The following is a 24,990-nucleotide window of genomic DNA, read 5'->3' on the forward strand; positions in this document are numbered from 1 at the left end:
ATGACGCGATTTCGCGTACTCATAATTACACCGGTGTGATTCGCTCCGGTCAAGTCGCGGATACTAAAGGCTCAATGGCGGCTTGAACCTTCACGACGCGCCGCGGGCGTGTCGCGATGCGATCACGCTCCCGGCATGGCGACGAAGACCTCGCCGTCGCCGCGCACCGCGATCGGGCTCTCGTCGGCCGTGACGAGCGCGGCCTGCCCGGGCTTGAGCGTCAGCACGGCGCCGGACGCGCCGGTGACGTGCGCCTCGCCGGCCACGCCGAGCACCAGGGAGACGCCCCGCAGGTCCAGGCGAGCGGTGGACTCCCCCGCGGTGAGGTGGCCCAGGGCGAAGTCCGCGATACGCGGGTCGAACACCTCGGCCCCCGCGCCCGCCGGGGACGGGGTGAGCAGCGGCGCCGGTGCCGGGCGGAAGTCGACGAGCGCGAGCAGCTCCGGGACGTCGATGTGCTTCGGCGTCAGCCCACCGCGCAGCACGTTGTCGCTCGCCGCCATGATCTCGACGCCGAGCCCGGCCACATAGGCGTGCAGCACGCCCGCCGGGACGAAGACGGCCTCCCCGCGACGCAGCTCGACGAGGTTCATCAGCAGCGCGACGACGATGCCCGGATCGGCGGGATAGGCGGAGGACAGTGCGCGCGTCAGGGCGAGCTCCGCGGCGAACTCGTCGGAGGTCGTGGATGCCGCGGCGGAGACGATCTGCTCGATCTCCTCGCGCGCCGCCTCGCCCAGCAGCCACCCGATCGCGGCGCGGAGGGCCGCGGCGGGGTCGTCGGCGCTCAGCCGCTCGCGCAGCGCGTCGACGCCCGCTCCGCCGCCGAGCGCGTCCACGAGCCGCCGGGTGGCGGCGATGTCGCGCAGGCCGGCGAGCGCCGTGAACGTCTCGCTGAGCGCGACGATGACCTCGGGCTTGTGGTTGTCGTCCTTGTAGTTGCGCGAGCCGGCGTCGCGCGGGACGCCGGCGGCCTCCTCGCGGGCGAACCCCTCGGCCGCCTGCTCCATGGACGGATGCACCTGGATGGAGAGGGGCGCCCCCGCGGCGAGGAGCTTCAGGAGATAGGGCAGGTGGGCGGGGACGTCGACGTGTCCGGGCGGGTCCGCGAGCCACTGGTCGAGCGTCATGCCGGACCCGTCGTGCACGCGGGCCGGCGATCCCGGGTGGTCGCCGAACCAGACCTCGGCCTCGGGTGCACCGGTCGGGGTCCGCCCCTCGAGACCGGCGATGAGCGTCGGGCTGCCCCAGGCGTAGTCGCGGGGCGTGTTCGAGATCGCTACCAGCACGGCGTCAGCCTACCCGGCAGGCCCGTCGGCGCCGAGGTCGGACGGGTACCCTGAAGGCACCATGGCCATGCACACCCACCACCCCGTGACGGGGCCGCCCGCGGCCCCGGTGCGCGAGACCACGGGCCACCTGCTCCTGCGGGCGTGGTGCGTCGCCGTCATCGTGCTCGCCCTCGGCGGTGTCGGCCTGGTCAACGCGGTCGGGCCCGTCGCGGCCGGGGTCGTCGTGGTCGGGTCGGCGGTCGTCTCCGCCGTCGTCTGGGCGGTCGTGCGCCCGCCCGTCCTGGTCAGCCGGCTTCCGTGGCTGGCGTTCGGCTACGTCGGCTGGGCGCTGCTCTCGATCCTGTGGAGCGCCTGGCCCGCGGCATCCGTCGTCACCTGGCTCATGCTGGCCGTGACGACCTTTCAGGGGCTCTTCGTCGGGGCGATGCTGGCCTGGCGCGACGTCGTCCGCGCCGTCGCGTCGGCGGCCAAGTGGATCGTCGCACTGTCGCTGCTGTTCGAGCTGGGCGTGTCGCTCCTCGTGCACGGGCCCCTGCTGCCCGGCTTCGTCATCCCCGCCGAGCGGATGGACCCGATCGTCTACTGGTCGCGCGACAACCTCCTCGACGGGGGCCGCATCCAGGGGATCTTCGGCAACGCCAACCTCCTCGCCCCGGCCATGATCGTCGCGATCATCGTGTTCGCCGTCCGCTTCGCCGCCCGCGCCCCGCGCCGCCCGCTGCTGCTGGTGTGGATCGCCGTCGCGGCGTACCTCTTCGTCCGCGCGGGCTCCGCGACCGCCGTGGTCGCCGCGGCGTTCGTCGCCCTGGTCCTGGTCACGGTGCTCGTCATGCGCACCGCCCGTCGCCCCGGCGAACGCACGCGCTGGTACCTGCTCTTCGCCCTCCTCGGCGTCGGCGGCGGCGCCGTGCTGTGGTTCGGCCGGGACGCGCTGTTCGGGGTGCTGGGCCGCTCGTCCGATCTCACCGGACGCGACATGATCTGGCAGGCCGTCCTCGAGCGGGCGAACCAGCACCCGCTGCACGGCTGGGGCTACTCGACCCCGTGGATCGCCGACCAGCCCCTCATCGACGGGTGGATCGTCGATCACGGCGAGACCGTCGTGCAGGCGCACAGCATGTGGGTCGACGCCTACCTCCAGCTCGGCGGTGTCGGCGTGGGGCTGCTGGCGCTGGTGTACCTCGCCTACCTCTGGCGGTCCTGGTTCTTCGCGGTGGACCGCCCCCGCTGGGACCTGCAGGCGGACCGCCCGTACTCCCCGCTGACGCTGCTGCCCACCCTGATCGGTGCGCTGCTCGTGGTCCAGGGCCTCACCGAGTCCGCTCCGCTGCTGCTCTGGGGGTGGATGTTCGTCGTCCTGTTCGGCGCGAAGATCAAGCAGGCGCCCCTCGTCGGGGTCGGCCCGGCCGAGCGGACCCTGTCGATCGAACGCGGCGAGCTGCAGAGACCCGCCCCGTGACGTCGTCATGACGGTGAGTCCGCCGCCGGAGGCGTCGGGGGTCCGCCACCTCCTGGACTCCGCCTCTTTCGCCCGCGCCTTCACCCTCACGGCGTTCGCCGCCGTCTTCTCCTCGTTCGCCATCCGCGCTGTCGCCGGCGACGTCGCCTACGCGACGATCGTCTCCGGCCTCTGCGTCATCGGCGCCGCGATGCTCGTCGTCCGCCGGCGCGAGATCGAGCTGGTGCGGCTCGCGCCGACCACTGCGACGCTGCTGCTCGTGTGGGCCCTCGTCAGCGCTTTCTGGAGCGGCGACCCGGTCGTCACCCTCGGCAAGGCCGTCTCGTTCGCCGGCATCGCCCTGCTGGCCGTCGTGATCGGGCACGTGCGCGACGCCCTGCAGACCGTGCGCGCACTGGGCGACGTGCTCCGGTGGCTGCTCGCGATCTCGCTCGGACTCGAGATCCTCAGCGGCATCCTGCTCGACCTGCCCATCCCGTTCCTCGGCATCGCCGGCGACATCGCGACCCTCGGACCGGTGCAGGGCCTGTTCGGCACCCGCAACTACCTCGGCTTCGTCACCGTCGTCGCCCTCATCACCTTCGTCGTGGAGTACCGCACGCAGTCGGTCCGCGTCGGGGTCGCCCTCGCCTCGGTCGTCCTCGGCGGCACACTCGCGGTCCTGAGCGACTCACCGACGGTGGTCATCGTGGCGTCGGCGACGGCGCTGGCGACCCTCGCACTGTGGACGGTGCGACGGATGCCGCCGGCGCAGCGCTCCATCGCGCAGACCGCGCTCGGCGTCGCGGTGGTCGCCCTCATCGCCGTCGGGTACGCGATGCGCGGGGCGGTCGTCGCGGTCCTGGGCGCCCGCACCGACATCTCTCTCCGGACGGACCTGTGGACGGAGATCCTGTCGTTCGCACGGTCCCGGCCCGTCGAGGGCTTCGGCTTCTTCGGGCCGTGGCGCCGCAGCGAGTTCCCGTTCAACGCGCTGAACTTCCGGCTGGGCGAGACGCACGCGTCCGCCCTGAACGCCTACCTCGACGTCCTGCTCCAGCTCGGCTGGGCGGGCCTGCTGCTGTTCCTCGCCCTCGGCGGCATCGCCCTCGCGCGCGGCTGGCTGGTGGCGAGCGAGCGGCGGTCGGTGGTCCACGCCTGGACGCCCCTCATCCTCGTCGCCCTGCTGTGCGTGTCGCTCTTCGAGAGCTTCACCCTGTCCGGAGCCGGGTGGCTCCTGCTGGTGGTCTGCGCGGTGCGCGCGGGGCAGTCCCGTTCCTGGCGCGAGCGGCTGGAGGCACGGATGCCGCGCGACGGCGGAGCCGCCCCGGCGCAGGATGCCGATCGGGCGAACGGGTAGGATCGACGGCGCTATGACCCCCGCAGACGACGCCACGGCGCCCGCCCCCGAGGCATCCTTCGATCCCGCGTCGGCCACCATCGTCGTCGTCACCTTCAACCGCACGCACCTGCTGACCCGGCTCCTCGAGAGCATCGAGCGGATGGACCCCGCGCCGGGCCACCTCGTCGTCATCGACAACGCCTCCACCGACGACACCACCGCCGTCGTGGAGTCGTTCCGCGACCGCCTCCCCACCGAGCTCGTCTACCGCCGCCTCGAGACGAACACCGGCGGCTCGGGCGGGTTCAGCGAGGGCATGCGCGTCGCGTACGAGCTCGGCTCGCAGTGGATGTGGCTCATGGACGACGACGTCGAGGTCGTCTCGGACGGCCTCGCCCGTATGGGTCGCTGGGCGCCGCGGTTCAAGAGCATCCAGGGCCGCCGCTACGACTACGACGGCAGCGAGTTCTACTGGCAGTACCGCATCGCCGAGGCCATGGGCATCCCCATCCCCTTCGCCCCCGCCGGCTTCGACGACTCCGGGTTCAAGCCGATGAACTCCGGATGCTTCGAGGGCATGTTCATCCACCGGGACGTCGTCGCGCAGATCGGCCTGCCCGACCCGCGGTTCTTCATCTACTGGGACGACCAGGTCTACGGCTGGCTGGCCTCGCGCCGCACCCCGTCGGTGATCGTGAACGAGTTCGTCCTGCGCCGCACGCGCGAGATCAAGCAGTGGGACATGGGCATCCGCCACATGAACGCCTCCAGCGACGCGTACCGGTACTACATCATGCGCAACCGCGCCTTCATCCAGAAGTACTACCGGTCGGTCGGCGTGTACCGGGCCCTGCCCTTCACCGCGGGCACCGCGCTCACGTTCGTGAAGGAGCTCATCCGCCTCGTCGTGGTCGAGCGCAAGCTCCGCGGGACGAGTCACCTGTTCCGGGGTCTCCGCGACGGACGGAAGATCTCGCGGGATGCCACCTGGAAGCCCATGCCGCCGCTGGAGCAGTCTCAGCCCGTCGTGTAGTCGCTGTTGTAGCGGTCCAGGACGTCGGTGATGGCGGCATCCATCTGCAAGCTGCCCTTGTCGAGGTACAGGCCGCGCGTGCAGAAGCGGCGCAGGTCCTTCTCGTTGTGGCTGACGAAGAAGAGCGTGCGCCCGTCGGCGAGCAGCTCGTCGATGCGGCGGTAGCACTTCTCGCGGAAGGACCGGTCGCCGACGGCGAGCACCTCGTCGACGAGGAGGATCGGCTCGTCCAGCTGCGACACGACCGAGAACGCCAGGCGCACCTTCATCCCGTTGGAGAGGTGCTTGTACGGGGTGTCGACGAAGTCGCCGATCTCCGCGAAGTCGATCATGTCGTCGAACCGGCGCGAGACCTCGGCCCGTGGCATCCCGTGCAGTCCCGCCGTCAGCCGGACGTTCTCGCGCACGGTGAGGTCGCCGACGAAGCCGCCGGTGATCTCGATGAGCGGGGCGACTCCCCCGCGCACCTCGACGCGGCCCTCGTCCGGGAGCAGCACCCCGGCCACAAGCTTCAGCAGCGTCGACTTGCCCTGCCCGTTGCGGCCGACCACGCCGATCGACTCGCCCGGCTGCACGTCGAACGACACGTCGCGCAGCGCCCAGAACTCGTCCGGACGGGCCCGGCGCGTGGAGCCGCCGAACAGGTCCTTGATACTGCGGCCGCCGCGCCTGTTGCGGCGGAAGCGCACGCCCAGGTCGCGGACCTCGATCGCGGGTCGCTCCATCACAGCTCCTTCAGCACGGGACGCTCCAGCCGCGGGAACAGCAGGATCCCGAGGATCAGGATGCCGACGCTCAGCGCCGCGCCGACGACGACGGTCAGCGTGTCCCACTGGTCGCCGAAGAAGCCCACGCGGTACAGGGTGAAGATGCCCGACAGCGGGTTGAACGCGGCGATGTCGGAGAACGCGCCGGGGAGGTTCTGGACGCCGTAGATGATCGGCGAGGCGTAGAACAGCGCACGGAGGATGAGCCGCGTCGTCCGCTCCAGGTCGCCGAACATGACGCACAGCGGCGCCACGATGAGACCGAGTCCCGTGAGCAGGACGATCTGCAGCAGCACGGCGACGGGGAACAGCAGGAGGTTCCACGACACCTGCGCGCCGCCGAAGACCGCGAACAGCACGAGGACCGGCATGGAGAAGAGGAACTCGATCCCCTTGCTGAGCACGATGCGGTTGACCCAGATGCTGCGCGGGATCGACGTCGACCGGACCAGCCGGGCGTCCTTCTTGAACGCCTTGGTGAAGTCCGTGACCGCGGAGTTGAACCACACCCACGGCAGGAGCGCGGTGATGAGGAAGACGATGTACGGCTCCTCGCCGACCGAGCGGTGGAACACCTGCGTGAAGACGAACCAGTAGATGCCGCTCATCACGAGCGGGTCGAGGACCGACCACAGGTAGCCCAGCGCGCTCGTGGAGTAGCGCACGCGCAGGTCACGCGCCGACAGCAGCCACAGCGAATGAAGGTAGCGCCGCGCGGATCCGGGGGCGCCGACGGCGGCGGGGGTCACCCGCTCGATTCTACGGGGGGAGCGCATCAGCCGATGCTGAGCGGCAGCAGCTCGGTGAGAGACGGACCGAGCGTGGTGGCGTAGAGCCGCGAGAGGTGGTTGTCGTCCCGGTAGACCGCGACGTTGCCGATGATCGCCGGGCACCGGTCCTGGGGGCAGATCCAGGGGGTGAGGTCGATCAGGTGGACGCCCTCGCGATCCAGCGCCGACGCGGGGTTGTCGTCCGCGAGCGAGTCCGCGCGGTCCACGACGCACTCGTCGGGGTCGGGCCCGGTGGCGCACTCGAACATGTCGACGTCGAAGCGGGGGTTGTCGCGGACGGCGAGCACGGGGATGCCGGCCGAGACGAAGCGGTCGAGGGTCCGATCGATCCCGGGGCGCATGACCTCGGGCTCCCCGTCGACGCCGGCGCGGGTCACGATCGTCATGACGGCGGCGGGACGGAGGTTCTCGATGAGGTCGATCGCGGCGTCGCGCCACTGTCCGCACCCCTCGGGGTCGCGGCGGGACTCGTCGAGGCCGAGGGCGCAGCCGCCCTTGACGAGCGTGATGACGCCCCAGCCGTTCTGCTCGGCGTGATCCAGGACCGTGGCCGTCAGTTGCTGGGCGTGGGAGTCGCCGGCCACGACGATCGTGCGATCGGCGTCGGGGGTCGAGGGGGTCGAGAAGCAGGTCCCGTAGATCACGTCGCTGTCGGCGCCGACGCTCGCGTCGCAGACGCGCTCCAGCTGCACCCACTCCTCGTCGAGGGTGGTGGGAAGCGGCAGCAGCGGCGCGTCGAGCTCCTCCTCCGCCAGGAACGCGTTGCGGAGCACGGCCGCGCCGGGATTGTCTCGGACCTCGACGGAGGCGAGGCTGCGCTCCCGCAGGGTGACCGTGGTCTGCCAGGTGCTCACGACGGCCGCGACGGCGACGACCGACACGACGATGACGCCCACGGCCGGCAGGAGCGCGCGGGCCCCACGACGCCAGGAGCGGATCGGGGCGTCGACGAGTCGCGTCAGGAGCCGGGCGAGCAGCAGCGACAGGGCGACGACCCCGATGCCGGCGAGGATGCCGACGTGCTGGTCGCGCTGCAGGACCATCCACGTCACGAGGATGGGCCAGTGGACGAGGTAGAGCGCGTAGGCGTCGGTGCCGATCGCCCGCATCACGCGCGACCCGAGGATGCGGGTCGGCAGCGGCGACGCGTCCCCGGACCCGGCCGCGACGATCGCCGCGGCGCTGAGGATCGGCCAGAGGGCGAGGAAGCCGGGGAAGCCCCCCTGCACGTCCAGCAGCATCCCCACCGACACCAGGCCGATCAGGCCCAGCCAGCCGAGGACGACGCGCACCGGCGCCGACAGGCGCAGCAGGGGCAGGGCGACGACGAGCAGGGAGCCGGCCGCGAACTCCCACAGCCGGGCGAAGGTGTCGAAGTACGCCGCCTCCTGGACGGTGGCCGTCCGGATGACGGAGTAGGCCAACGACGCCGCGAACACGACGCCGAAGGTCGTACCCACGACGCGGGCCGGCGCGAGCGACCACCGGCGCACGACGACCTGGCACGCCGCGAGGAGGATGATCCAGAGGACGAAGGCCTGCCCCTGCACCGACAGCGACCAGAAGTGCTGGAGCGGGCTGGGGATGTCCGAGCGCACGTAGTAGTTGACCGCCTCCGCGGACAGCACCCAGTTCTGCACGTAGAGCAGCGACGCCCAGGTCTGCTCCCAGATCGACGGCCAGCGCGAGGCCGGGTAGAAGGCGTGTGCGGCGGCGAGGACGGCGAGCAGGGTGACCGCTGCCGCGGGGAGCAGACGCCGGAACACCCCGACGAGCCGCTCCAGCGGCGAGACGCGGACACCCGCCTGCATCCGGGTGAGGAACGTCCGCGTGAGGAAGAACGCGGAGAGCATCAGGAAGACGTCCACGCCGCCGGAGACGCGCCCCAGCCAGACGTGGTAACCCACCACCAGCAGGATCGCCAGGGCGCGCAGCCCGTCGATGTCGGGGCGGTAATCGGATCGGACCGTCGTCGACGGCCGGTCGGAGAGCGGACGGGCCTCAGCCGGACGCCGAGTGCACGTCCGGGCCGTCATCGCGCGTGCTCGCCGAAGATCCGCTGCCAGGCGTCGGCCGACACCAGATCGGGCATCTCGTTGCGGTAACGGCGGGAGAGCTCGTTCCAGCGTGCGGAGAGACGGAGGCTGAGCAGCGCGCCGCGGACGATCGACCGGCGCATCTGCTTGCGGTCCCGCTGGTACCACGCGACACCGATGCCGTCCGGCGCCGTGACCAGCGCCGAGTCGATGTCCGCGAACCGCCACCACGTGATGTCGGGGGCCGGGATGATGCGCTCCGGGTTCTGCTTGCTGCCCGGCGACTCCTTCACGAGGAGCTGACGGAACGTCACCCGCAGCGCCAGCGCGAACGTGGCGAACGGATTCGTGGGCCGGCGGACGGCGCCGAGGAAGGCCCGCGACGACCGGCGCACCGGCGGGATCGAGGAGAGGTCCTCGACCACACGGGCGTCGACGAAGTGCGTGCGCATCTCGCGGACGTCGCCCTGGCGGGAGCCCAGCCACTCGGGCAGGGACGCGGGACCCGCGAACACGTCGGCGAGCGCCTGGTGGCGCAGGCGGACCGTCGAATACTGCAGCATGAATAGCAGCTTGAGGTCGCCCAGGAAAGAGTGGAGGGGCAGGTACCCGCCGCGCGGCACGTCCGAGTGCAGCAGACCGGTGATGACCCGGTTCCGGTGGATGAAGTACTCCTCCCACGTCCGGGTGGGGTCCTTGTCGTGCCAGGCCATGTGCCAGACCGCGACGCCGGGGAGGCTCACCGTCGGGAAGCCGTGGCGCGCCGCCCGCAGCGAGTACTCGATGTCGTCGAACTTGAGGAAGACCGGGAGCGAGAGCCCGATGCGGCGCAGGATCTCCGTGGGGATGAGGCACATCCACCAGCCGTTGAAGTCCGCGTTGAGCCGGCGGTGGATCTCCGGCGTCTCGCGCAGCGTGTCCTCGGCGAAGTCGTGGTCGTACTCGCTGTCGCCGGAGGCGACCATCCAGGACTTGCGGGCGTCCCAGACCTCGCCCTGGGTGTACAGCACGGCCCGCTCGTCCAGGTGGAGCATGCCACCGCCGACGATCGTGGGCGTGACGGCGAAGTCGGCGAAGCGCACGGCGCGGAGGATGGCCTCCGGCTCGCTGATCGCGTCGTCGTCCAGGAGCAGCACGTAGTCGCTCGACGACGAGGCGAGCGACTCCAGCATGGCCCGGGAGAACCCGCCCGACCCGCCGTAGTTCGGCTGGCGCACGACGTGCAGGAGGTCGCCCAGTCCGGCGGCGATGTCGTCGAAGCCCGGCTGGTCCTGGACCAGCTGCGTGCCCTGGTCGACGACGATGACGCGGTCGAGGGCCTCCTGGATGTACGTGTTCTGCCCGACGGCGCGGATCTGGTCGAGGCAGTAGGTGGGACGGTTGAACGTCGTGATGCCGACCGTGGCCCGACCGCCGACCCACTCCTCGTCGACCTCGACGCTCCACTCGGCCTGCACCAGCGTCGCGTCCGACTGCGCGCAGGCGAGGTCGAACCAGTAGTAGCCGCCGTCGACGAACGAGCGCACCGGCAGGTCGAACTCCACGACCTCGTTCTCGAACTGCTTCGAGGCGACCGCCGACGAGCGGCCCCGCGCGCTCGACTTGTAGACCGAGACCAGCCCCTCGCCCTCCAGCTGCAGCCGGAGGCGCACGTCGCGGACCGACGTCCAGCGCTGCCAGTAGCTTGCGGGAAACGCGTTGAAGAACGTCCCCATCGAGATGCGCTTGTGCGCGAAGACGCGCACCGACCGGCGGCCGACGATCTCGTAGGCCTCGCCCGGCTGGGAGCCGTCGCCGGTCCCCGTGTCCACGTACAGCGAAGAGACCTCGGCGACGCCCTCGACGGGGAAGACGACGTTGTTGACGGCGATGCGGCGAGCGGTGTCGGTCATCTCAGCCCTCGTTGAGCGTGTTGTTCCACATGGACAGGGCGGAACCGATCGCCATGTGCATGTCCAGGTACTGGTAGGTGCCGAGGCGTCCGCCGAAGTGCACGCCCTGCTCGCCCTTCGTGAGCTCGCGGTAGGCGAGCAGGCCCGAGCGGTCCTCCGGCGTGTTCACCGGGTAGTAGGGCTCGTCCTCGCGCGTGGCGAACCGCGAGAACTCGCGGACGATGACGGTCTTGTCCATCGGATAGCGGTCCGCGCGCTCGGGGTGGAAGTGCTTGAACTCGTGGATGCGGGTGTAAGGGGCGTCCGCATCGGCGTAGTTCATGACGCTGGTGCCCTGGAAGTCGCCGATCGGCAGGACCTCCTGCTCGAAGTCGAGCGTGCGCCACGACAGCTCGCCCTCGGCGTAGTCGAAGTAGCGGTCGACGGGGCCGGTGTAGACGATCGGCACCTGACCGACGGTGGCCTTCTTGTTCAGCGGCTGCGACTCGTCGAAGTAGTCCGTCGAGAGCTTGACGTCGATGTTCGGGTGGTCCGCCATGCGCTCGAGCCAGGCGGTGTACCCGTCGACGGGCAGACCCTCCCACGTGTCGTTGAAGTAGCGGTTGTCGTACGTGTAGCGCACGGGCAGGCGCGAGATGACCTCGGCGGGGAGGTCCTTCGGGTCGGTCTGCCACTGCTTCGCGGTGTAGTCGCGGATGAACGCCTCGTACAGCGGACGGCCGATGAGGGCGATCGCCTTCTCCTCGAGGTTCGCGGCATCCTTGGCGTCGAACTCGCCGGCGAGCTCCTGGACGAGCGCGCGCGCCTCGCCCGGGGTGTACGCGGCCTGGAAGAACTGGTTGATGGTGCCGAGGTTGATCGGCAGCGGGAACACGACACCCTTGTGGGTCGTGTAGACGCGGTGCACGTAGCTGGTGAAGTCCGTGAAGCGGTTCACGTACTCCCACACCGTCGGGTTGGAGGTGTGGAAGAGGTGCGCGCCGTACTGGTGCACCTCGATGCCCGTCTCGGGCTCGTCGGCCGAGTACGCGTTGCCGCCGATGTGGTGGCGACGGTCGATGACCGTGACCTTGCGGCCGGCAGCGGCGGCCCGCTCCGCGATCGTGAGACCGAAGAAGCCGGAGCCGACGATGAGAAGATCCATGAAGATACGCTTTCGTGTGATCGAGCGGCCGACATCGCGGCCCGCGCCTGTCGAGCGCAACGACAGATCACTTTACCCAACGAAGCCGGGCGCCCGATCTGACCCTCACCGGGGCGTCGGCTACGATTGCTTGCTATTGCCGACGAGACGGGAGACGCATGTCCGGCAGCTGGCTGACGGCGCTTCCGTCGATCGCCGTCGCACTGGCCGCCGTCCTTCTGCCCGGCATCCTCATCCGCCTCGCCGGGTGGAACGTGCGCGACGTCCTCCCGTGGCTGCTCGTCCCGGCGATGTCGGTGACGGTCCTCGCGGTCGCCTCCAACGTCGCCCATTTCGTGCGACTGCCGTGGTCCCCGCTCCCCGTCGCCCTCGTCGCGGTCCTGATCGCCGCCGTCGCCTTCGTCGTGCGACGGGTGCTCCGGGCTGGGGAGGTCGTCTCCGTCCGCCCGACCCACGCGGTCGGCATGACGGTGGCCCTCGCGGTGAGCGCCCTCGCGATCGGGGTGCAGCTCGTCGTCGCGTTCGGGCGACCGGATGCCATCTCCCAGACGCTCGACAACATCGTCCACCTCAACGCGATCAAGCTCGCCACCGACACCGCCGACGCGTCCGCCGTCCAGATCGGCGCGACCTCGGACATCCCGTTCTACCCGAACGGCTGGCACAGCATCGTCGCGCTGGTCCAGCTCCTCACCGGTGCGCCCATCCCCGTCGCCGTCACCGCGGCGAACATCGTCATCGGCGCGGTGGTCTGGCCTTTCTCGGCCGCGGCGCTGGCCTGGGCGGTCTTCCGCCGACCGCTCGCCGTCGTCTTCGCCGCCCTGCTGGCCACCGGCTTCGGCGCGTTCCCCCTGCTCCTGCTCGACTTCGGCGTCCTGTACCCCAACTTCGCGGGCTACGCCCTGATCGGCGCGGCGCTCGCGGCGGTCTGGCCGCTCGTGCAGGCGTCCGGGTGGCGTGAGCGCGTCCGCCCGTTCCTGCTCCTCCTCCTCATCTCGGTCGGCGTGGGCATCTCCCACCCGAACGCCCTCCTCGGGGTGTTCGCGCTCGCGGTGCCGGCGGTCGTGCTCCTCCTCGTCCCGTTCACCCGCGCCGAGCGCACGCGGGGACGCTTCCTCGCCCTGGCCGTCGTCACGCTGGGGCTGCTGGTGATCGGCTACGCGGTCTGGACCGTCGCCCGCACCAACTACGACATGTCCCGCTGGGGACCGTGGCAGACGGCGTCGCAGGCGGTGGGCGAGGCCCTGACGCTCGCTCCGCGGCAGTTCCCCATGACGATCGTCCTCGCGCTCCTCCTCGCGGTCGGCGCGGTCGTCATCGCCCGGCGACCCGCCCGTCTGCCCGCGGCCGGTCCGTTCCTCGCCGCGCTCGTCCTCTTCGTGCTGTGCTCCGGCGCCGTGGTGGCGAACCCGATCCGCGAGTTCCTCGCCAACCCCTGGTACAACGACCCCTACCGTCTCGCGGCGCTCCTGCCCGTCGCCGCCATCCCGCTGGTGACGCTCGGCGCGCTGGCCGTGTCCGACGGGCTGCGGGCGTGCCTCGGTCGTCTGCCCGGAGCCTCCGCGTGGGCGCCGGTGGCCGCCGTCGCCGTCGTGACCGCCCTCGCCGCCTCCGTGGCGGTGGGACAGAACGTCCGCGCGACGATCGTGCAGACGCAGGGTCAGTACGCGCTGCGGGCCGATGCGAACGTCCTGAGCGAGGACGAGCTCGACGTGCTCACCCGCCTCGACGAGACGACCCCGCCGGATGCCGTCATCGTCGGCAGCCCGCTGACGGGGGCCTCGCTCGCCTACGCCATCGGCGACCGCACGGTGACCGAGCGCCACGTCTTCGGCACCCGCACCCCCGACGAGCAGTACCTGACGGAGAACCTCCGCGACATCGACTCGGACCCCGAGGTGTGCGAGGCCGTGCGCGCCGTCGGCGCGACCTACGTCCTGGACTTCGGCGACCGCACGGTGAACGGCAACGACGGCTCGGCCTACACCGGCCTGGAGGACCTCCAACCGTCCGCCCGGCTCGTCCTCGTCGACTCCGAGGGCCCGGATGCGAAGCTCTTCAGGATCGAAGGGTGCTCATGACGGACCGTCGCCGCCGCGTCGCCATCGCCTACGACTGCCTCTTCCCGTTCACCGTCGGCGGCGGGGAGCGCCAGTACCGGGCGTTCGCCGAGAGCCTCGCCCGATCGGGATACGACGTCGACTACCTCACCGCCGACCAGGGCGCGGGCGCGCCGCTGACCGCCCCGGACTTCGACGTGGTCACCGTCTCCCCCGCCCTGCGCCTGTACGACGAGAACGGGGTGCGCCGCACCGGGACCGCGGTGGTGTTCGCCCTGCGTCTCGGCTGGGCGCTCCTGCGACGGCGCCGCCGTTACGGCACCGTCGTCGTGTCCGGACTCCCCGCGCTGAACGTGCTGACCGCTCGCGCCGCGCTCCTCGGCTCGGGCACCACGCTCGTCGTCGACTACCTCGAGGTGTGGGGCCGCCGTCAGTGGGCGGAGTACGCCGGCCGTGCCGTCGGCGCCCTCGCCTGGGCGGCCCAGCGACTCGCCGTGGCTCTGACCCCCGTCGCGACATGCCACTCCGCCCTCACCGCCGGGCGCCTGCGCGCCGAGGGCTTCCGCGGCACGCTGCTGCGCAGTCCCGGCCTCATCGACGACGACGCCGCGCCGGAGCCCCGGGCGGGGGCCGCGGCCGAGCCCCCGTACGTCGTGTACGTCGGACGCCACATCCCCGACAAGCAGGTCGAGAGCATCCCGGCGGCCGTCGCCGTCGCGCGGCGGACGGTCCCCGGGCTGCGCCTGGTGATCCTCGGCAGCGGCCCGAGCACCTCCGACGTCCGTGCCGCCGTCGACGCCGCGGACGCCGCGGCCTGGACGGCGCTGCCCGGCTTCGTGAGCGAGGACGATCTGCACCGGATCGTGGGCGGCGCCGCCGCCGTCGTCAATCCTTCGCGGCGGGAGGGCTACGGTCTCGTCGTCGTGGAGGCCGCCCGCCACGGCGTCCCGGTCGTCCTCGTGGAGGACCCCGACAACGCCGCGACCGAGCTCATCGAACCCGGGACGAACGGCGCCGTCGCCGCCTCCCCCGCGCCCGGGCCCCTCGGCGACGCCATCGCCGAGGTCGTGCTCGCCGGTCCGGCCCTGCGCGACCGCACCCGAGAGTGGTACGACCGCGCCCGGCGCGAACGCACGATCGACGCCACCATCCGACAGCTGCTGGAGGTCGTCGACCCCGGCCGCTCCGCCGTACAGCAGCAACCGCAAGACGCCCCTGGAGGGGACCCCCGTGACTGATACTCGTGACATCGAGCTGACCATCCTCATGCCCTGCCTCAACGAGGCGGAGACACTCGAGACCTGCGTCCGGAAGGCCAAGGGCTTCCTGGACCGCACCGGCATCTCCGGCGAGGTCGTCGTCGCCGACAACGGCAGCACCGACGGCTCCCAGGCGATCGCCACGGGTCTGGGCGCCCGCGTGGTCCCGGCGTCGCGCCGCGGCTACGGCGCGGCCCTCCTCGCCGGCATCGACCAGGCTCACGGCACCTACACGATCATGGGCGACGCCGACGACAGCTACGACTTCACGCGGCTGGAGCCGTTCGTCGAGCGCCTCCGGACCGGCTCCGACCTCGTGATGGGAAACCGCTTCGCCGGCGGCATCGAGCCCGGCGCGATGCCGCCCCTGCACAAGTACCTGGGCAACCCGGTGCTCTCCTTCATCGGTCAGCTCTTCTTCCGCCCCGGCATCGGCGACTTCCACTGCGGCCTGCGCGGCTTCAACACGGAGCGCATCCGCGCGCTGTCGCTGAAGACGACGGGCATGGAGTTCGCCTCCGAGATGGTGGTGCGCTCCTCCCTGGCCCGGTACCGCATCGACGAGGTGCCCACGACCCTGAAGAAGGACGGCCGTTCGCGCCCGCCGCACCTGCGCAGCTGGCACGACGGGTGGCGCCACCTGCGCTTCCTGCTGCTCTTCGCGCCCCGCTGGCTCTTCGTGTACCCGGGCCTGTTCGCCTTCCTGCTCGGCGCGCTCACCGTCGGCATCCTGTCCTTCGGCGGGGTCCGCATCGGTCAGATCGGCTTCGACGTGACGACGATGGTCTACGCCAGCGCCCTGTGCATCCTCGGCTTCCAAGCCCTCCTGTTCTTCTGGTTGACGAAGCTGTATGCGACGCAAGAGGGGTTCCTGCCGACGAGCGAGCGCTATCGACGCATCATGTCGAGATGGACGACGGAACGCGGGCTCCTCGCCGGCACCGTGCTCTTCCTCCTCGGCGTGGTTCTGGGCGTCGTCCAGGTCTCGCAGTGGGCCGCCCTCGGATTCGGGCAACAGGATGCCGTGGACGTCATCCGCGTCGCCATCCCGAGCTCCCTCGGCATCATCCTGGGCTTCCAGACGATCATGATGAGCTTCTTCTCCGGTGTCCTCACCGTGCCGCGCCAGGACATGGAGCCGGAAGCCGTGATCGAGAGCTGACGGATGACGCGCACCCTCGTCGTCGATCTGCTGGGGTTCACCGGCGGACGCGGCGGCACCGAGACCTACGCCCGCGAGATCACGGGACGGCTGCCGGCGCTGCTCCCGGGGACGAGGCTGGCGGCGCTCGTGTCCGCTCCGGGCGCGGCCGAGGTGCGGTCGTTCTTCCCCGGTGACGTCGAGCCGGTGCCCGCCGTCGGCGCCTCGCCGTCGTCGTGGGCTGCAGGAGAGGTGATCCGGGCCGAGCGCGCGGCACGGGGTCTCGGCGCGACCGCCCTCTGGGCGCCCGCCAACTTCGGTCCCGTCCGTCGCGGCATCCCGCGCGCCGTGACCATCCACGACCTCATCTACCACCAGGTCCCGGGGGCCGGCCGGGAACGCCTCTTCCGCCGCGTCACCGCCGAGCTCATGGCCCGGTCCGCCCTCACGGCCGACGCGGTCATCGCGGTCTCGCACGCCACCGGCGAGGAGGTCCACCGCCGCCTCGGGCTTCCCGCGGACCGCGTCCACGTCGTCCCCAACGGGACCACGCCGCCCCCGGTGCCCGACGATCGGCGGACGGATGCCACGGGTCGGCGTCTCGTGCTGAGCACGGGCAACCGGATGCCGCACAAGAACCACGTCGGCCTGCTCGAGGCCGTCGCGGTGATGCCGCCGGCATCCCGCCCCGACGTCGTCATCACCGGCGGCGGGACGGACGACCCCCTGGCCGCCGACGTGCACCGGCTCGGCCTCCAGGACCGGGTGCAGCTGCCCGGTTGGGTGAGCGGCGCAGAGCTCGAGGAGCTCTACCGGCGCGCGGACGTGTACGTCTGCCCCTCCCTGCTCGAGGGCTTCGGACTGCCCGTCCTGGACGCGCTCGGCCGCGCCTGCGTGGTCGTGGCCAACGACATCCCCGTCCTCCGCGAGGTGGGCGGCGACACCGTCTTCTACACCGACGCGGAGGACCCCGGCGCGCTCGCGCGCACGATCGACCGCGCCCTCGCCTCCGCCGACGACGAGACCCGGCGCGCCGCCGGCCGCGCGTGGGCCGGGCGCTTCACCTGGGACGCGGCCGCCGCGGGCACCGCCGCCGTCCTCGACCGGCTGCTGGACGGCCGCGCCGGCACCGGACGCGAGGAGCATCGCCCATGAGCACCACCGGCGGCACCGCCCGCATCGACGTCGTCGTCCCCGTCTACGGCGGCTGGGCGCACGTCGAGGAATGCCTGCGATCGCTGCGCGCGCAGACCTCGCCGGTCAACGTCTTCGTCGTGGACGACGTGTCTCCCGACGACACCCCCGACCGCGTGGCACGCGAGTTCCCGGAGGTCACCCTTCTGCGGAACCGCGTCAACAGCGGGTTCGCGACGTCCTGCAACCACGGCATCCGTGCGGGCGCCGCGCCCTACGTCGTCCTGCTCAACAGCGACGTGATCGCGGAGCCGTCCATGGCGGCTGATCTGCTCGCGACCTTCGACGCCGCCGACGAGCGGACCGGCAGCGTCTCGCCCGTGCTCTCCGACCGGGAGGGCAACGTCGACGCGTTCGGCACCTGCGCCGACGTGACCCTCGCCGGCTACGTGCGGTGGCACGGCGTGTCGTCTCTGCCCGCCGACGCGGCGCGGCGGGCGCCGGTCAACCTCGGCCCCTACGGCGCCCTGGCGGCCTACCGCCGGGCGGCGCTGGACGACGTCGGCCTCCTCGACGAGAACATCTTCATGTACGGCGAGGAGCTCGAGCTGTCGCTGCGCCTGGCCGCCGGCGGGTGGACGTCGCTGCCGCTCCCCCGGGTGCTGGGCTCGCACATCGGCGGCGCGAGCGCGGGCGTGGAGTCGCCCCGTCAGCGCTATCTCAGCGCGTTCGGGCGGGCGTACACGCTGCGCGTGTACGACGTCCTCCGCAGCCGACACGCGGCTCGGACCGTCCTGACCGAGCTGGTCGTCGTCGGCGCACGCCTCGTACTGCGCCGGGACGTCGCCTCCCTGCGGGGGCGCGTGGCGGGCTGGCGCGCGGGCCGCGGCGTGCCGCATCGACGTCGCCCCGCGACCGGACTCGACCGCGGCATCACCTTCACGCAGTCGCTCCGCATGCGTGGCGACGGCTTCTGGCAGGGTCTGGCGGCCGCCCCGTCCGGCACCGACGGGGACGGCCGTTCGGTCACGCCTCAGGCGTGAGGTAGCCCTCCAGGCGCTGTGCGGCGGGCGCCGTGGGCGTCCAGGCGCGGGTCTTGGCGAGGTCGAGCACGCTGTTGCGCGGACGCGGGGACACCGGGGCCGTCGCGGCCGAGAAGTAGTCCGCCGTGGAGGTGCCGCTGACGCGCTCCGGGTCGTGGCCGGTCAGCCGGAACACCTCGCGCGCCGCCTCGAACCAGCTCTGGGGCTCGCCGTCGCCGGTGACGTTGTAGACGCCCGACGGCGCCCCGCCGTCGATGAGGCGTCGGATGGCCGCGGCGATGTCCGCGGTGAACGTCAGGCGGCCGATCTGGTCGTCCACGACCTTCGGGTCGATGCCGCGCTCGGCCAGCGACGCCATGGTCCGCACGAAGTTGGCGCCGTCGCCGATCACCCAGCTCGTGCGGACGATGTAGTGGCGCGGGACGACCGAGACCACGGCATCCCCCGCCGCCTTGGTCTGCCCGTAGACGCCGAGGGGGCTGATCGGGTCGTCCTCGCCGTAGGCGCCGTCCTTCGCGCCGTCGAACACGTAGTCGCTCGAGACGTGGACGAGCGTGATGCCGTTCAGCGTCGCGATGCGGGCGAGGGCCGCGACGGCGGTCACGTTCGCGGCCCAGGCCGCGGTTCGTCCCTCCGGCGTCTCCGCGGCGTCCACCTTCGTGTAGGCGGCGGCGTTGATGATCGTGCCGTAGTCGCGCCAGCGGCGCGCCGTCCCGAGGTCGGGCGCGGTGAGGTCGAGGTCCTCACGGCCCGCGTACTCGATCCAGGGCTGGTCGCCGTACTCGGTCCGCAGCGCGCGACCGAGCTGGCCGTTCGCTCCGGTCACGAGCACCTTCTTCGGCGGCATCGGGACCACGTCGGCCAGGCGCGGGTGGTTCTTGTCCTTCTCGCTGATCTCGACCTGGTCGAGCGGAATGGGCCAGGCGACGGCCGCGGTCTCGTCCGCGAGGTTCAGGAACGTGTACGTGGCGTCGGGCGACCAGTGGTCGTTGACGAGGTAGGTGTACGCCGTGTCGGGCTCGAGCGTCTGGTACGAGTTGCCGACACCGCGCGGCACGAAGATGGCCTTCGAGGGGTCCAGCTCGGTCGTGTACACCGCGCCGAACGTGTCGCCCTCGCGGAGGTCGACCCACGCGCCGAAGATCCGGCCGGTCGCGACCGACACGTACTTGTCCCAGGGTTCGGCATGGATGCCACGGGTCGTGCCCACCGCGTCGTTGAAGGAGATGTTGTTCTGCACCGGCCCGAAGTCGGGCAGGTCGATCCCCGCGGCGGTCATCTTCTCGCGCTGCCAGTTCTCCTTGAACCAGCCGCGCGAATCGCCGTGCACCGGGAGGTCGAGGACGACCAGCCCGGGGATCGGGGTCGTCGTGACGGAGAGCTGCTTGCCGAAGGCGGTCACCGGGTCACTGGCCCTTCGAGGCGTAGAAGGCTTCGACGCCGTCCTTGGCGGGGGCCCACCAGGACTCGTTGGCGCGGTACCAGTCGATGGTCGCGGCCAGGCCGGACTCGAAGTCGCCGTAGGCGGGGGTCCAGCCCAGCTCGGTGCGGAGCTTGGTGGAGTCGATGGCGTAGCGCAGGTCGTGGCCGGCGCGGTCGGTGACGTGGTCGTAGGCGTCGGCGGGCTGGCCCATGATCTGCAGGATGAGCTCGACGACGGTCTTGTTGTCCTTCTCGCCGTCGGCGCCGATGAGGTAGGTCTGACCGATCTCGCCCTTGTCGAGGATGGTCAGCACGGCCGAGGAGTGGTCGTCGGCGTGGATCCAGTCCCGCACGTTCTCGCCCTTGCCGTAGAGCTTGGGGCGGATGCCGCGGATGACGTTGGTGATCTGCCGGGGGATGAACTTCTCCACGTGCTGGTACGGGCCGTAGTTGTTGGAGCAGTTGCTGATGGTGGCCTGCACCCCGAAGGAGCGGACCCAGGCGCGCACGAGCAGGTCGGAGCCGGCCTTGGTGGAGGAGTACGGCGAGGACGGGTTGTACGGGGTGGACTCGGTGAACCGGGCCGGGTCGTCGAGCTCGAGGTCGCCGTACACCTCGTCGGTGGAGATGTGGTGGAAGCGGGTCTCGTGCCGGCGGGCGGCCTCGAGGAGGGTGTACGTGCCGATGATGTTGGTGTCCAGGAACGGACGCGGGTCGTGCAGGGAGTTGTCGTTGTGCGACTCCGCGGCGTAGTGGACCACGGCATCGGCCTCGGCGACGAGGGGGTCCACCACCGCGGCGTCGGCGATGTCGCCCACGGCCAGGCGCACCCGGTTCTCCGGAAGACCTGCCAGGGAGGCCTGGTTGCCGGCGTAGGTGAGCTTGTCCAGCACCGTCACGGTGTGGTCGGTGTGCTCCACGACGTGGTGGACGAAGTTGGACCCGATGAACCCGGCACCGCCGGTCACGAGAAGGTGCGCCATCAGCGGCCTCTTTCCAGAATTTCCAGCAGGTACGTCCCGTACCCGGATTTCACCAGCTTGTTCGCCCGCTCCCGGACCTCGTCATCACCGAGGAAGCCCTGCCGCCAGGCGACCTCCTCCGGCACGCCGATGCGAAGACCCGTGCGGCGCTCGATCGTGCGGACGTAATCGGCCGCGTCGGTCATCTGATCGAACGTGCCCGTGTCCAGCCACGCCGTCCCGCGCGGGAGCACCTCGACCTGCAGCGTGCCGCGACGCAGGTACTCCGCGTTGATGTCCGTGATCTCGTACTCCCCCCGCGGGGAGGGAGCGAGGTTGCGGGCGATCTCGATCACGTCGTTGTCGTAGAAGTACAGCCCCGGCACCGCGTAGTTCGACTTCGGCTGCGCCGGCTTCTCCTCCAGCGACACCGCCGTGCCGTCGGCATCGAACTCCACCACCCCGTACGCGGCCGGCTCGGCCACCCAGTACGCGAACACCGCACCGCCGTCGACGTCGGCGTACCGCTTCAGCTGCGTGCCCAGACCCGGGCCGTACAGCAGGTTGTCGCCCAGGACCAGGGCCACCTTGTCGTCGCCGATGAAGTCCGCGCCGATCGTGAACGCCTGAGCCAGCCCGTCCGGAGACGGCTGCTGCGCGAAGGACAGATTGATCCCGAACTGCGACCCGTCCCCCAGCAGACGCTCGAAGAACGGCGCGTCGTGCGGCGTCGTGATCACCAGGATGTCGCGGATCCCCGCCAGCATCAGCGTCGACAACGGGTAGTAGACCATCGGCTTGTCGTACACCGGGATCAACTGCTTCGACACGCCCAGAGTGATCGGATGCAGACGCGTACCAGACCCACCGGCCAGAATGATGCCCTTCACGGCTCCATCGTCGCATACCGGGCCTCCCCGACCCGGCCGCGACGGCGCGGGGGACGGGACCGGCCGATTAGGCTCGGGACGTCGTCCTGATGGAAGGTTCCCCCGTGTCGTCCGACCCCGCCGCACCGCTCTCCCCCGTCGTCGTGGCCGTGGTCGCCGCGCACAACGCGCCGGCGGACCTGCCCGCGAGGTGTGCCGAGCTGGCGCCGCAGGTGGCCTCGACGGTGATCGTCGACGACGGCACCTTCAGCGTGGATGCCGCGGACTACGCCTCCCACCCGACCCATGTCGTGTCGCTGCAGGAGAACCGCGGCATCGCGGGCGCCCTGAACGCCGGAGTGGCCCGCGCCCGTTCGCAGGGCGCGACGCACGTGCTGGTGCTCGACCAGGATTCCCGCGTGGCGCCCGGCTACGTCGTCGCCGGGCTGGACGTCTTCCGTGCGGAGGAGGCCGCAGGGGTGCGGCTGGTCGCGGCCGTACCGGAGACGGTCGAGAACGAGCGCATCACCGTGCTGCGCGACGGGCGGCCCTTCGACCCGATCCAGTCCGGTCAGCTGATGTCGGTGGCGGCGATCGCGCAGGTCGGGCCGTTCGCGGACGACTTCGTCATCGACTCCGTCGACAGCGAGTACACGCTGCGCGCCCGGGGCGCCGGCTACGAGTTCGCCGTCGTGCCGGGCAGCGACCTGGAGCACACCCTCGGGGAGCCCTCGCCGCTCGTCCTGTTCGGTCGCCACCTCACGTTGCTCGGCAAGCCCCGCTTCCGCCGGTACCACCGCCCGTTCCGCACCTATTACATGGTGCGCAACGGCCTGACGCTCTGGCGTCGGCACCACCGCGGCAACCTCGGCTGGCTCGTGCACCGCACGGCCTTCATGCTCGTGGACGTCTCGTTCAACACCCTGACCGCGCCGGACCGGTGGCAGCAGTTGCGCGCCGGCCTCCGCGGGCTCCGCGATGCCGCGCGCGGCCGCATGGGCGCCATCCGCCCCTGACCCGGTCCGCACACGGCCCGCGCCGCCCTGAGAGGGGGCCGCGGGTCGGTATGTCATAGTTGACGACGCATCTGACGAAGGGATCGGCGTGACGTTTGCTGCAGTGGTGGTGTCGTACAACCGGCGGGAGCTGCTCGAGAAGTGCCTGACGGCGCTCGAGAACCAGACCCGACCGCTCGACGAGATCATCGTCGTGGACAACGGGTCGACGGACGGCAGCGCGGAGTACGTCGCCGAGCACCACCCCGACGTCTTCCTGTTCCGCACCGGTGCCAACCTCGGCGGCGCCGGCGGATTCGCCTGGGGCGTGGAGATCGCCCTCGCCCACGGGCACGAGGGCGCCTGGCTCATGGACGACGACGCCGAGCCCGAGCTCGACGCCGTGGCGCCGCTCATCGAGGCGTTCGAGACCGTCACCCCGACGCCGTCGTTCGTGGCATCCCTCGTCACCGCCGGCCGCGGCACGTACAACAAGCGCAACCCCCCGGTGATCAGTCATGACGCGGAGCGGCAGGTCGTCGCCCACGCGCACGGCGGCATCGCCATCGACACCGCCACGTTCGTCGGCGTCATGGTCAACCTGCGCCTGGCCGCGAAGACGCACCTCCCTCTCAGCGACTTCTTCATCTGGCTCGACGACTCCGAGTACACGCACCGGCTCTCGCGCCGGGAGCTGGCCCTCGTGCTGCCCGCCAGCATGATCAACCACCCGGACAACAAGCCCGTCAGCAACGACATGGCCGGGCGGCTGTTCTACTTCCTGCGCAACTACCTCTGGTACATCCGCGAGCGTCAGGGCAAGCTCAGCACCGACATGCTTGACCGCGTGGGGCTCGTGGTCCACGCCGCGAAGCAGTTCCCCGTCGCCGCCGACAAGAAGCTCTGGGCGACCTCGGTGGCCAAGGGCTTCGCGCAGGGCCTGTTCTCGCGTCCGCGGCGCCAGAAGCCCGGCAGCCTGCTGGCGACCCTCGCGCCCGAGGAGCGCGCGCGGGTGGCCGGCAGCGCGACGTGAGCCCGGTCCCCCCGACGGCTCGGGCATGAGACGCGGCAGCAGCGCCCGCCGTCTCGGAGGGTTCGTCCTCTCCACGGGCTTCGGCTCGGCGGTCACTCTTCTCGCCGTCCCGGTCGTCATCGACGGCGCGGGCCCCCTCCTGTGGGGCGTGCAGGCGGCCATCCAGTCCGCGGCAGGCCTGTTCGGCGTCCTCGTCGCGTTCGGCTGGGGGACGACGGGCGCGGCGGAGGTCGCCTCGATGCCGCCCGGCGCACGCCCCCAGTGGTACGCGGACTCGCTCGTGAGCCGCCTGTTCCTGTTCGCCCTGGGCTACCCGCTCATGGTGCTCGTCATGTGGCTGCTGAACCCGACGCTCCTGCCGCTGGTCGTCATCGCCTCCGCGGCCTACCTCGTGCCGTCGCTCGGAGGCGCCTGGTACTTCGTCGGCGAGGCCCGCCCCGACCGCCTCTTCCGGCTGGAGGTCCTCCCGCAGGCGCTCGGCATCCTGGCGAGCCTGCCCGTCATGATCTTCACGCGCGACCTCGCCCTGACGATGCTCGTGCAGCTGCTCTTCAACGTGCTCGCCGTCTCGCTGTCCGCCCGCGTCATCCTGCGCGGCTCGGGTGCCCGCGTGTCCCCCGGCCTCGCCCCGGCCTTCCGCCGGCTCGGCGGCCAGCGCCACGCCGTGGTCACCTCCGCGACCTCCGCCCTGTACGTGGCGACTCCGCTCCTCGTCCTCAACGCCCTCGCCCCGGCGGCGCTGCCGGTCTACGCGATGGGCGACAAGCTGTTCCGGTTCGCCCTCACGGCCTTCGCCCCGATCCTGCACTTCGTCCAGGGCTGGATCTCGGAGCGCGGGCCGGAGCACCGCCCGCAGCGCATCCGTCGCGTGATGACGCTCATCCCCCTCGTCAGCCTGGCCGGGGGCGCGTGCGTCGTCCTGCTCGGCCCGTGGGCGGCGGGTCTGCTCTCGCAGTCCGCCATCCCGTTCGGTCCCGAGCTCAGCGTGCCGTTCGCGGTCGTGCTCTTCGCCGTGACCCTCAGCCAGGTGCTGGGTCTCGCGTGCCTCGTGCAGCTCGGCCGCGCCCGCGATCTGGCCGCGTCCACGCTGCTCGGCGCCGTCGTCGGCGCGCCGATGCTCGTCGCGGGCGCGCTCGCCTTCGGCGCCCCCGGGGTGGCGTGGGCGCTCGCGCTCTCGGAGGTCCTCGTGGTCCTCTACCAGGGCGCGGTCATCGTCCGGCTGCTGCGGACGCGTCCGGCATCCTGACCTCCTCCGACGCGGCGGTCGCCCCGCATCCGCATCCCATCGCCGCACATAAGATTGACTGGTCCCTCGACGGATCTCAGAAAGGTCCCGC

20 protein-coding genes are annotated in these 24,990 nt (G+C 71.3%); 11 read left to right on the plus strand and 9 right to left on the minus strand.

Annotation, left to right across the window (positions count from 1 at the left end):
* Positions 1-122: 122 nt before the first annotated feature.
* Positions 123-1,289: a mannose-6-phosphate isomerase, class I gene (manA, locus tag ACO03V_RS11420; protein WP_423137667.1), complete on the minus strand. Its 1,167-nt coding sequence runs from the start codon at positions 1,287-1,289 to the stop codon at positions 123-125.
* A gap of 61 nt (positions 1,290-1,350) precedes the next feature.
* Here manA and ACO03V_RS11425 point away from each other — a divergent pair, with 61 nt between their 5' ends.
* The 3 genes from ACO03V_RS11425 to ACO03V_RS11435 are packed head-to-tail and all read left to right on the plus strand — an operon-like array spanning position 1,351 to position 5,105.
* Positions 1,351-2,751 carry an O-antigen ligase family protein gene (locus ACO03V_RS11425; protein WP_423137668.1) on the plus strand — a complete coding sequence of 467 codons (1,401 nt, stop codon included), beginning with the start codon at positions 1,351-1,353 and terminating at the stop codon, positions 2,749-2,751.
* A gap of 7 nt (positions 2,752-2,758) precedes the next feature.
* Complete coding sequence (locus tag ACO03V_RS11430) at positions 2,759-4,090, plus strand: O-antigen ligase family protein (RefSeq protein WP_367729900.1); 1,332 nt, start codon at positions 2,759-2,761, stop codon at positions 4,088-4,090.
* Positions 4,091-4,103: 13 nt separating this feature from the next.
* Positions 4,104-5,105: a glycosyltransferase family 2 protein gene (locus ACO03V_RS11435; protein WP_387055576.1), complete on the plus strand. Its 1,002-nt coding sequence runs from the start codon at positions 4,104-4,106 to the stop codon at positions 5,103-5,105.
* Here ACO03V_RS11435 and ACO03V_RS11440 read toward each other — a convergent pair.
* From ACO03V_RS11440 to glf, 5 genes are read right to left on the minus strand one after another with little or no spacing between them, the layout of a single operon-like run.
* Positions 5,090-5,830 carry an ABC transporter ATP-binding protein gene (locus ACO03V_RS11440; protein WP_367729898.1) on the minus strand — a complete coding sequence of 247 codons (741 nt, stop codon included), beginning with the start codon at positions 5,828-5,830 and terminating at the stop codon, positions 5,090-5,092. The genes ACO03V_RS11435 and ACO03V_RS11440 overlap by 16 nt on opposite strands.
* Positions 5,830-6,621, minus strand: coding sequence for an ABC transporter permease (locus tag ACO03V_RS11445; RefSeq protein ID WP_367729897.1), 792 nt, complete (start codon positions 6,619-6,621; stop codon positions 5,830-5,832). Before ACO03V_RS11445 ends, ACO03V_RS11440 begins: the two co-directional genes overlap by 1 nt.
* Positions 6,622-6,647: 26 nt before the next feature.
* Positions 6,648-8,699, minus strand: coding sequence for an acyltransferase family protein (locus ACO03V_RS11450; protein WP_423137669.1), 2,052 nt, complete (start codon positions 8,697-8,699; stop codon positions 6,648-6,650).
* Positions 8,696-10,591, minus strand: coding sequence for a glycosyltransferase (locus ACO03V_RS11455; protein ID WP_423137670.1), 1,896 nt, complete (start codon positions 10,589-10,591; stop codon positions 8,696-8,698). The genes ACO03V_RS11450 and ACO03V_RS11455 overlap by 4 nt, the downstream gene beginning before the upstream one ends.
* A gap of 1 nt (position 10,592) precedes the next feature.
* Positions 10,593-11,735 (minus strand): UDP-galactopyranose mutase, encoded by a 1,143-nt coding sequence (glf, locus tag ACO03V_RS11460; protein WP_423137671.1) that lies wholly within the window; start codon positions 11,733-11,735, stop codon positions 10,593-10,595.
* Positions 11,736-11,893: 158 nt separating this feature from the next.
* On the opposite strand from glf, the gene ACO03V_RS11465 reads away from it, so the two are divergent.
* The 5 genes from ACO03V_RS11465 to ACO03V_RS11485 are packed head-to-tail and all read left to right on the plus strand — an operon-like array spanning position 11,894 to position 18,372.
* Positions 11,894-13,816 carry a DUF6541 family protein gene (locus ACO03V_RS11465; protein ID WP_423137672.1) on the plus strand — a complete coding sequence of 641 codons (1,923 nt, stop codon included), beginning with the start codon at positions 11,894-11,896 and terminating at the stop codon, positions 13,814-13,816.
* Positions 13,813-15,033 (plus strand): glycosyltransferase family 4 protein, encoded by a 1,221-nt coding sequence (locus tag ACO03V_RS11470; RefSeq protein ID WP_423137673.1) that lies wholly within the window; start codon positions 13,813-13,815, stop codon positions 15,031-15,033. Before ACO03V_RS11465 ends, ACO03V_RS11470 begins: the two co-directional genes overlap by 4 nt.
* The gene (locus ACO03V_RS11475; RefSeq protein WP_423137674.1) at positions 15,026-16,216 is read left to right on the plus strand and encodes a glycosyltransferase family 2 protein; all 1,191 of its coding nucleotides are present in this window, start codon (positions 15,026-15,028) and stop codon (positions 16,214-16,216) included. The genes ACO03V_RS11470 and ACO03V_RS11475 overlap by 8 nt, the downstream gene beginning before the upstream one ends.
* Before the next feature lie 3 nt (positions 16,217-16,219).
* On the plus strand, positions 16,220-17,350 hold the full coding sequence (locus ACO03V_RS11480; protein ID WP_423137675.1) for a glycosyltransferase family 4 protein: 1,131 nt from the start codon (positions 16,220-16,222) through the stop codon (positions 17,348-17,350).
* Entirely contained in the window at positions 17,347-18,372 is a 1,026-nt protein-coding gene (locus tag ACO03V_RS11485) for a glycosyltransferase family 2 protein (RefSeq protein ID WP_423137676.1), read from the plus strand. Before ACO03V_RS11480 ends, ACO03V_RS11485 begins: the two co-directional genes overlap by 4 nt.
* On the opposite strand, the gene ACO03V_RS11490 is transcribed toward ACO03V_RS11485, so the two are convergent.
* The 3 genes from ACO03V_RS11490 to rfbA are packed head-to-tail and all read right to left on the minus strand — an operon-like array spanning position 18,356 to position 21,646.
* Complete coding sequence (locus tag ACO03V_RS11490) at positions 18,356-19,774, minus strand: sugar nucleotide-binding protein (protein ID WP_423137677.1); 1,419 nt, start codon at positions 19,772-19,774, stop codon at positions 18,356-18,358. The two genes, ACO03V_RS11485 and ACO03V_RS11490, sit on opposite strands and share 17 nt — an antisense overlap.
* A gap of 4 nt (positions 19,775-19,778) precedes the next feature.
* A complete protein-coding gene (gene rfbB / locus ACO03V_RS11495) occupies positions 19,779-20,777 on the minus strand; it encodes a dTDP-glucose 4,6-dehydratase (protein WP_367729785.1) in 999 nt (332 codons plus the stop codon).
* Complete coding sequence (gene rfbA, locus ACO03V_RS11500) at positions 20,777-21,646, minus strand: glucose-1-phosphate thymidylyltransferase RfbA (protein WP_367729783.1); 870 nt, start codon at positions 21,644-21,646, stop codon at positions 20,777-20,779. The genes rfbB and rfbA overlap by 1 nt, the downstream gene beginning before the upstream one ends.
* 104 nt (positions 21,647-21,750) lie before the next feature.
* On the opposite strand from rfbA, the gene ACO03V_RS11505 reads away from it, so the two are divergent.
* From ACO03V_RS11505 to ACO03V_RS11515, 3 genes are all read left to right on the plus strand, one after another.
* Complete coding sequence (locus ACO03V_RS11505) at positions 21,751-22,641, plus strand: glycosyltransferase (RefSeq protein WP_423137678.1); 891 nt, start codon at positions 21,751-21,753, stop codon at positions 22,639-22,641.
* Between the two features lie 88 nt (positions 22,642-22,729).
* Positions 22,730-23,653 (plus strand): glycosyltransferase family 2 protein, encoded by a 924-nt coding sequence (locus tag ACO03V_RS11510; RefSeq protein ID WP_367729779.1) that lies wholly within the window; start codon positions 22,730-22,732, stop codon positions 23,651-23,653.
* A 25-nt stretch (positions 23,654-23,678) separates the two neighbouring features.
* Positions 23,679-24,899, plus strand: a complete 1,221-nt coding sequence (locus tag ACO03V_RS11515; protein WP_423137679.1) for a lipopolysaccharide biosynthesis protein — start codon at positions 23,679-23,681, stop codon at positions 24,897-24,899.
* Positions 24,900-24,990 lie beyond the last annotated feature (91 nt).

It is taken from the genome of Microbacterium sp. HMH0099, assembly GCF_049384025.1.
GTDB lineage: Bacteria > Actinomycetota > Actinomycetes > Actinomycetales > Microbacteriaceae > Microbacterium.

Bases quoted from the DNA above. Each gene is read 5' to 3' on its own strand.
- ACO03V_RS11425 (WP_423137668.1), top strand. From the start codon at position 1,351: ATGGCCATGCACACCCACCACCCCGTGACGGGGCCGCCCGCGGCCCCG.
- ACO03V_RS11430 (WP_367729900.1), top strand. From the start codon at position 2,759: ATGACGGTGAGTCCGCCGCCGGAGGCGTCGGGGGTCCGCCACCTCCTG.
- ACO03V_RS11435 (WP_387055576.1), top strand. From the start codon at position 4,104: ATGACCCCCGCAGACGACGCCACGGCGCCCGCCCCCGAGGCATCCTTC.
- ACO03V_RS11440 (WP_367729898.1), bottom strand. From the start codon at position 5,830: ATGGAGCGACCCGCGATCGAGGTCCGCGACCTGGGCGTGCGCTTCCGC.
- ACO03V_RS11450 (WP_423137669.1), bottom strand. From the start codon at position 8,699: ATGACGGCCCGGACGTGCACTCGGCGTCCGGCTGAGGCCCGTCCGCTC.
- ACO03V_RS11455 (WP_423137670.1), bottom strand. From the start codon at position 10,591: ATGACCGACACCGCTCGCCGCATCGCCGTCAACAACGTCGTCTTCCCC.
- glf (WP_423137671.1), bottom strand. From the start codon at position 11,735: ATGGATCTTCTCATCGTCGGCTCCGGCTTCTTCGGTCTCACGATCGCG.
- ACO03V_RS11465 (WP_423137672.1), top strand. From the start codon at position 11,894: ATGTCCGGCAGCTGGCTGACGGCGCTTCCGTCGATCGCCGTCGCACTG.
- ACO03V_RS11470 (WP_423137673.1), top strand. From the start codon at position 13,813: ATGACGGACCGTCGCCGCCGCGTCGCCATCGCCTACGACTGCCTCTTC.
- ACO03V_RS11480 (WP_423137675.1), top strand. From the start codon at position 16,220: ATGACGCGCACCCTCGTCGTCGATCTGCTGGGGTTCACCGGCGGACGC.
- ACO03V_RS11485 (WP_423137676.1), top strand. From the start codon at position 17,347: ATGAGCACCACCGGCGGCACCGCCCGCATCGACGTCGTCGTCCCCGTC.
- rfbB (WP_367729785.1), bottom strand. From the start codon at position 20,777: ATGGCGCACCTTCTCGTGACCGGCGGTGCCGGGTTCATCGGGTCCAAC.
- ACO03V_RS11515 (WP_423137679.1), top strand. From the start codon at position 23,679: ATGAGACGCGGCAGCAGCGCCCGCCGTCTCGGAGGGTTCGTCCTCTCC.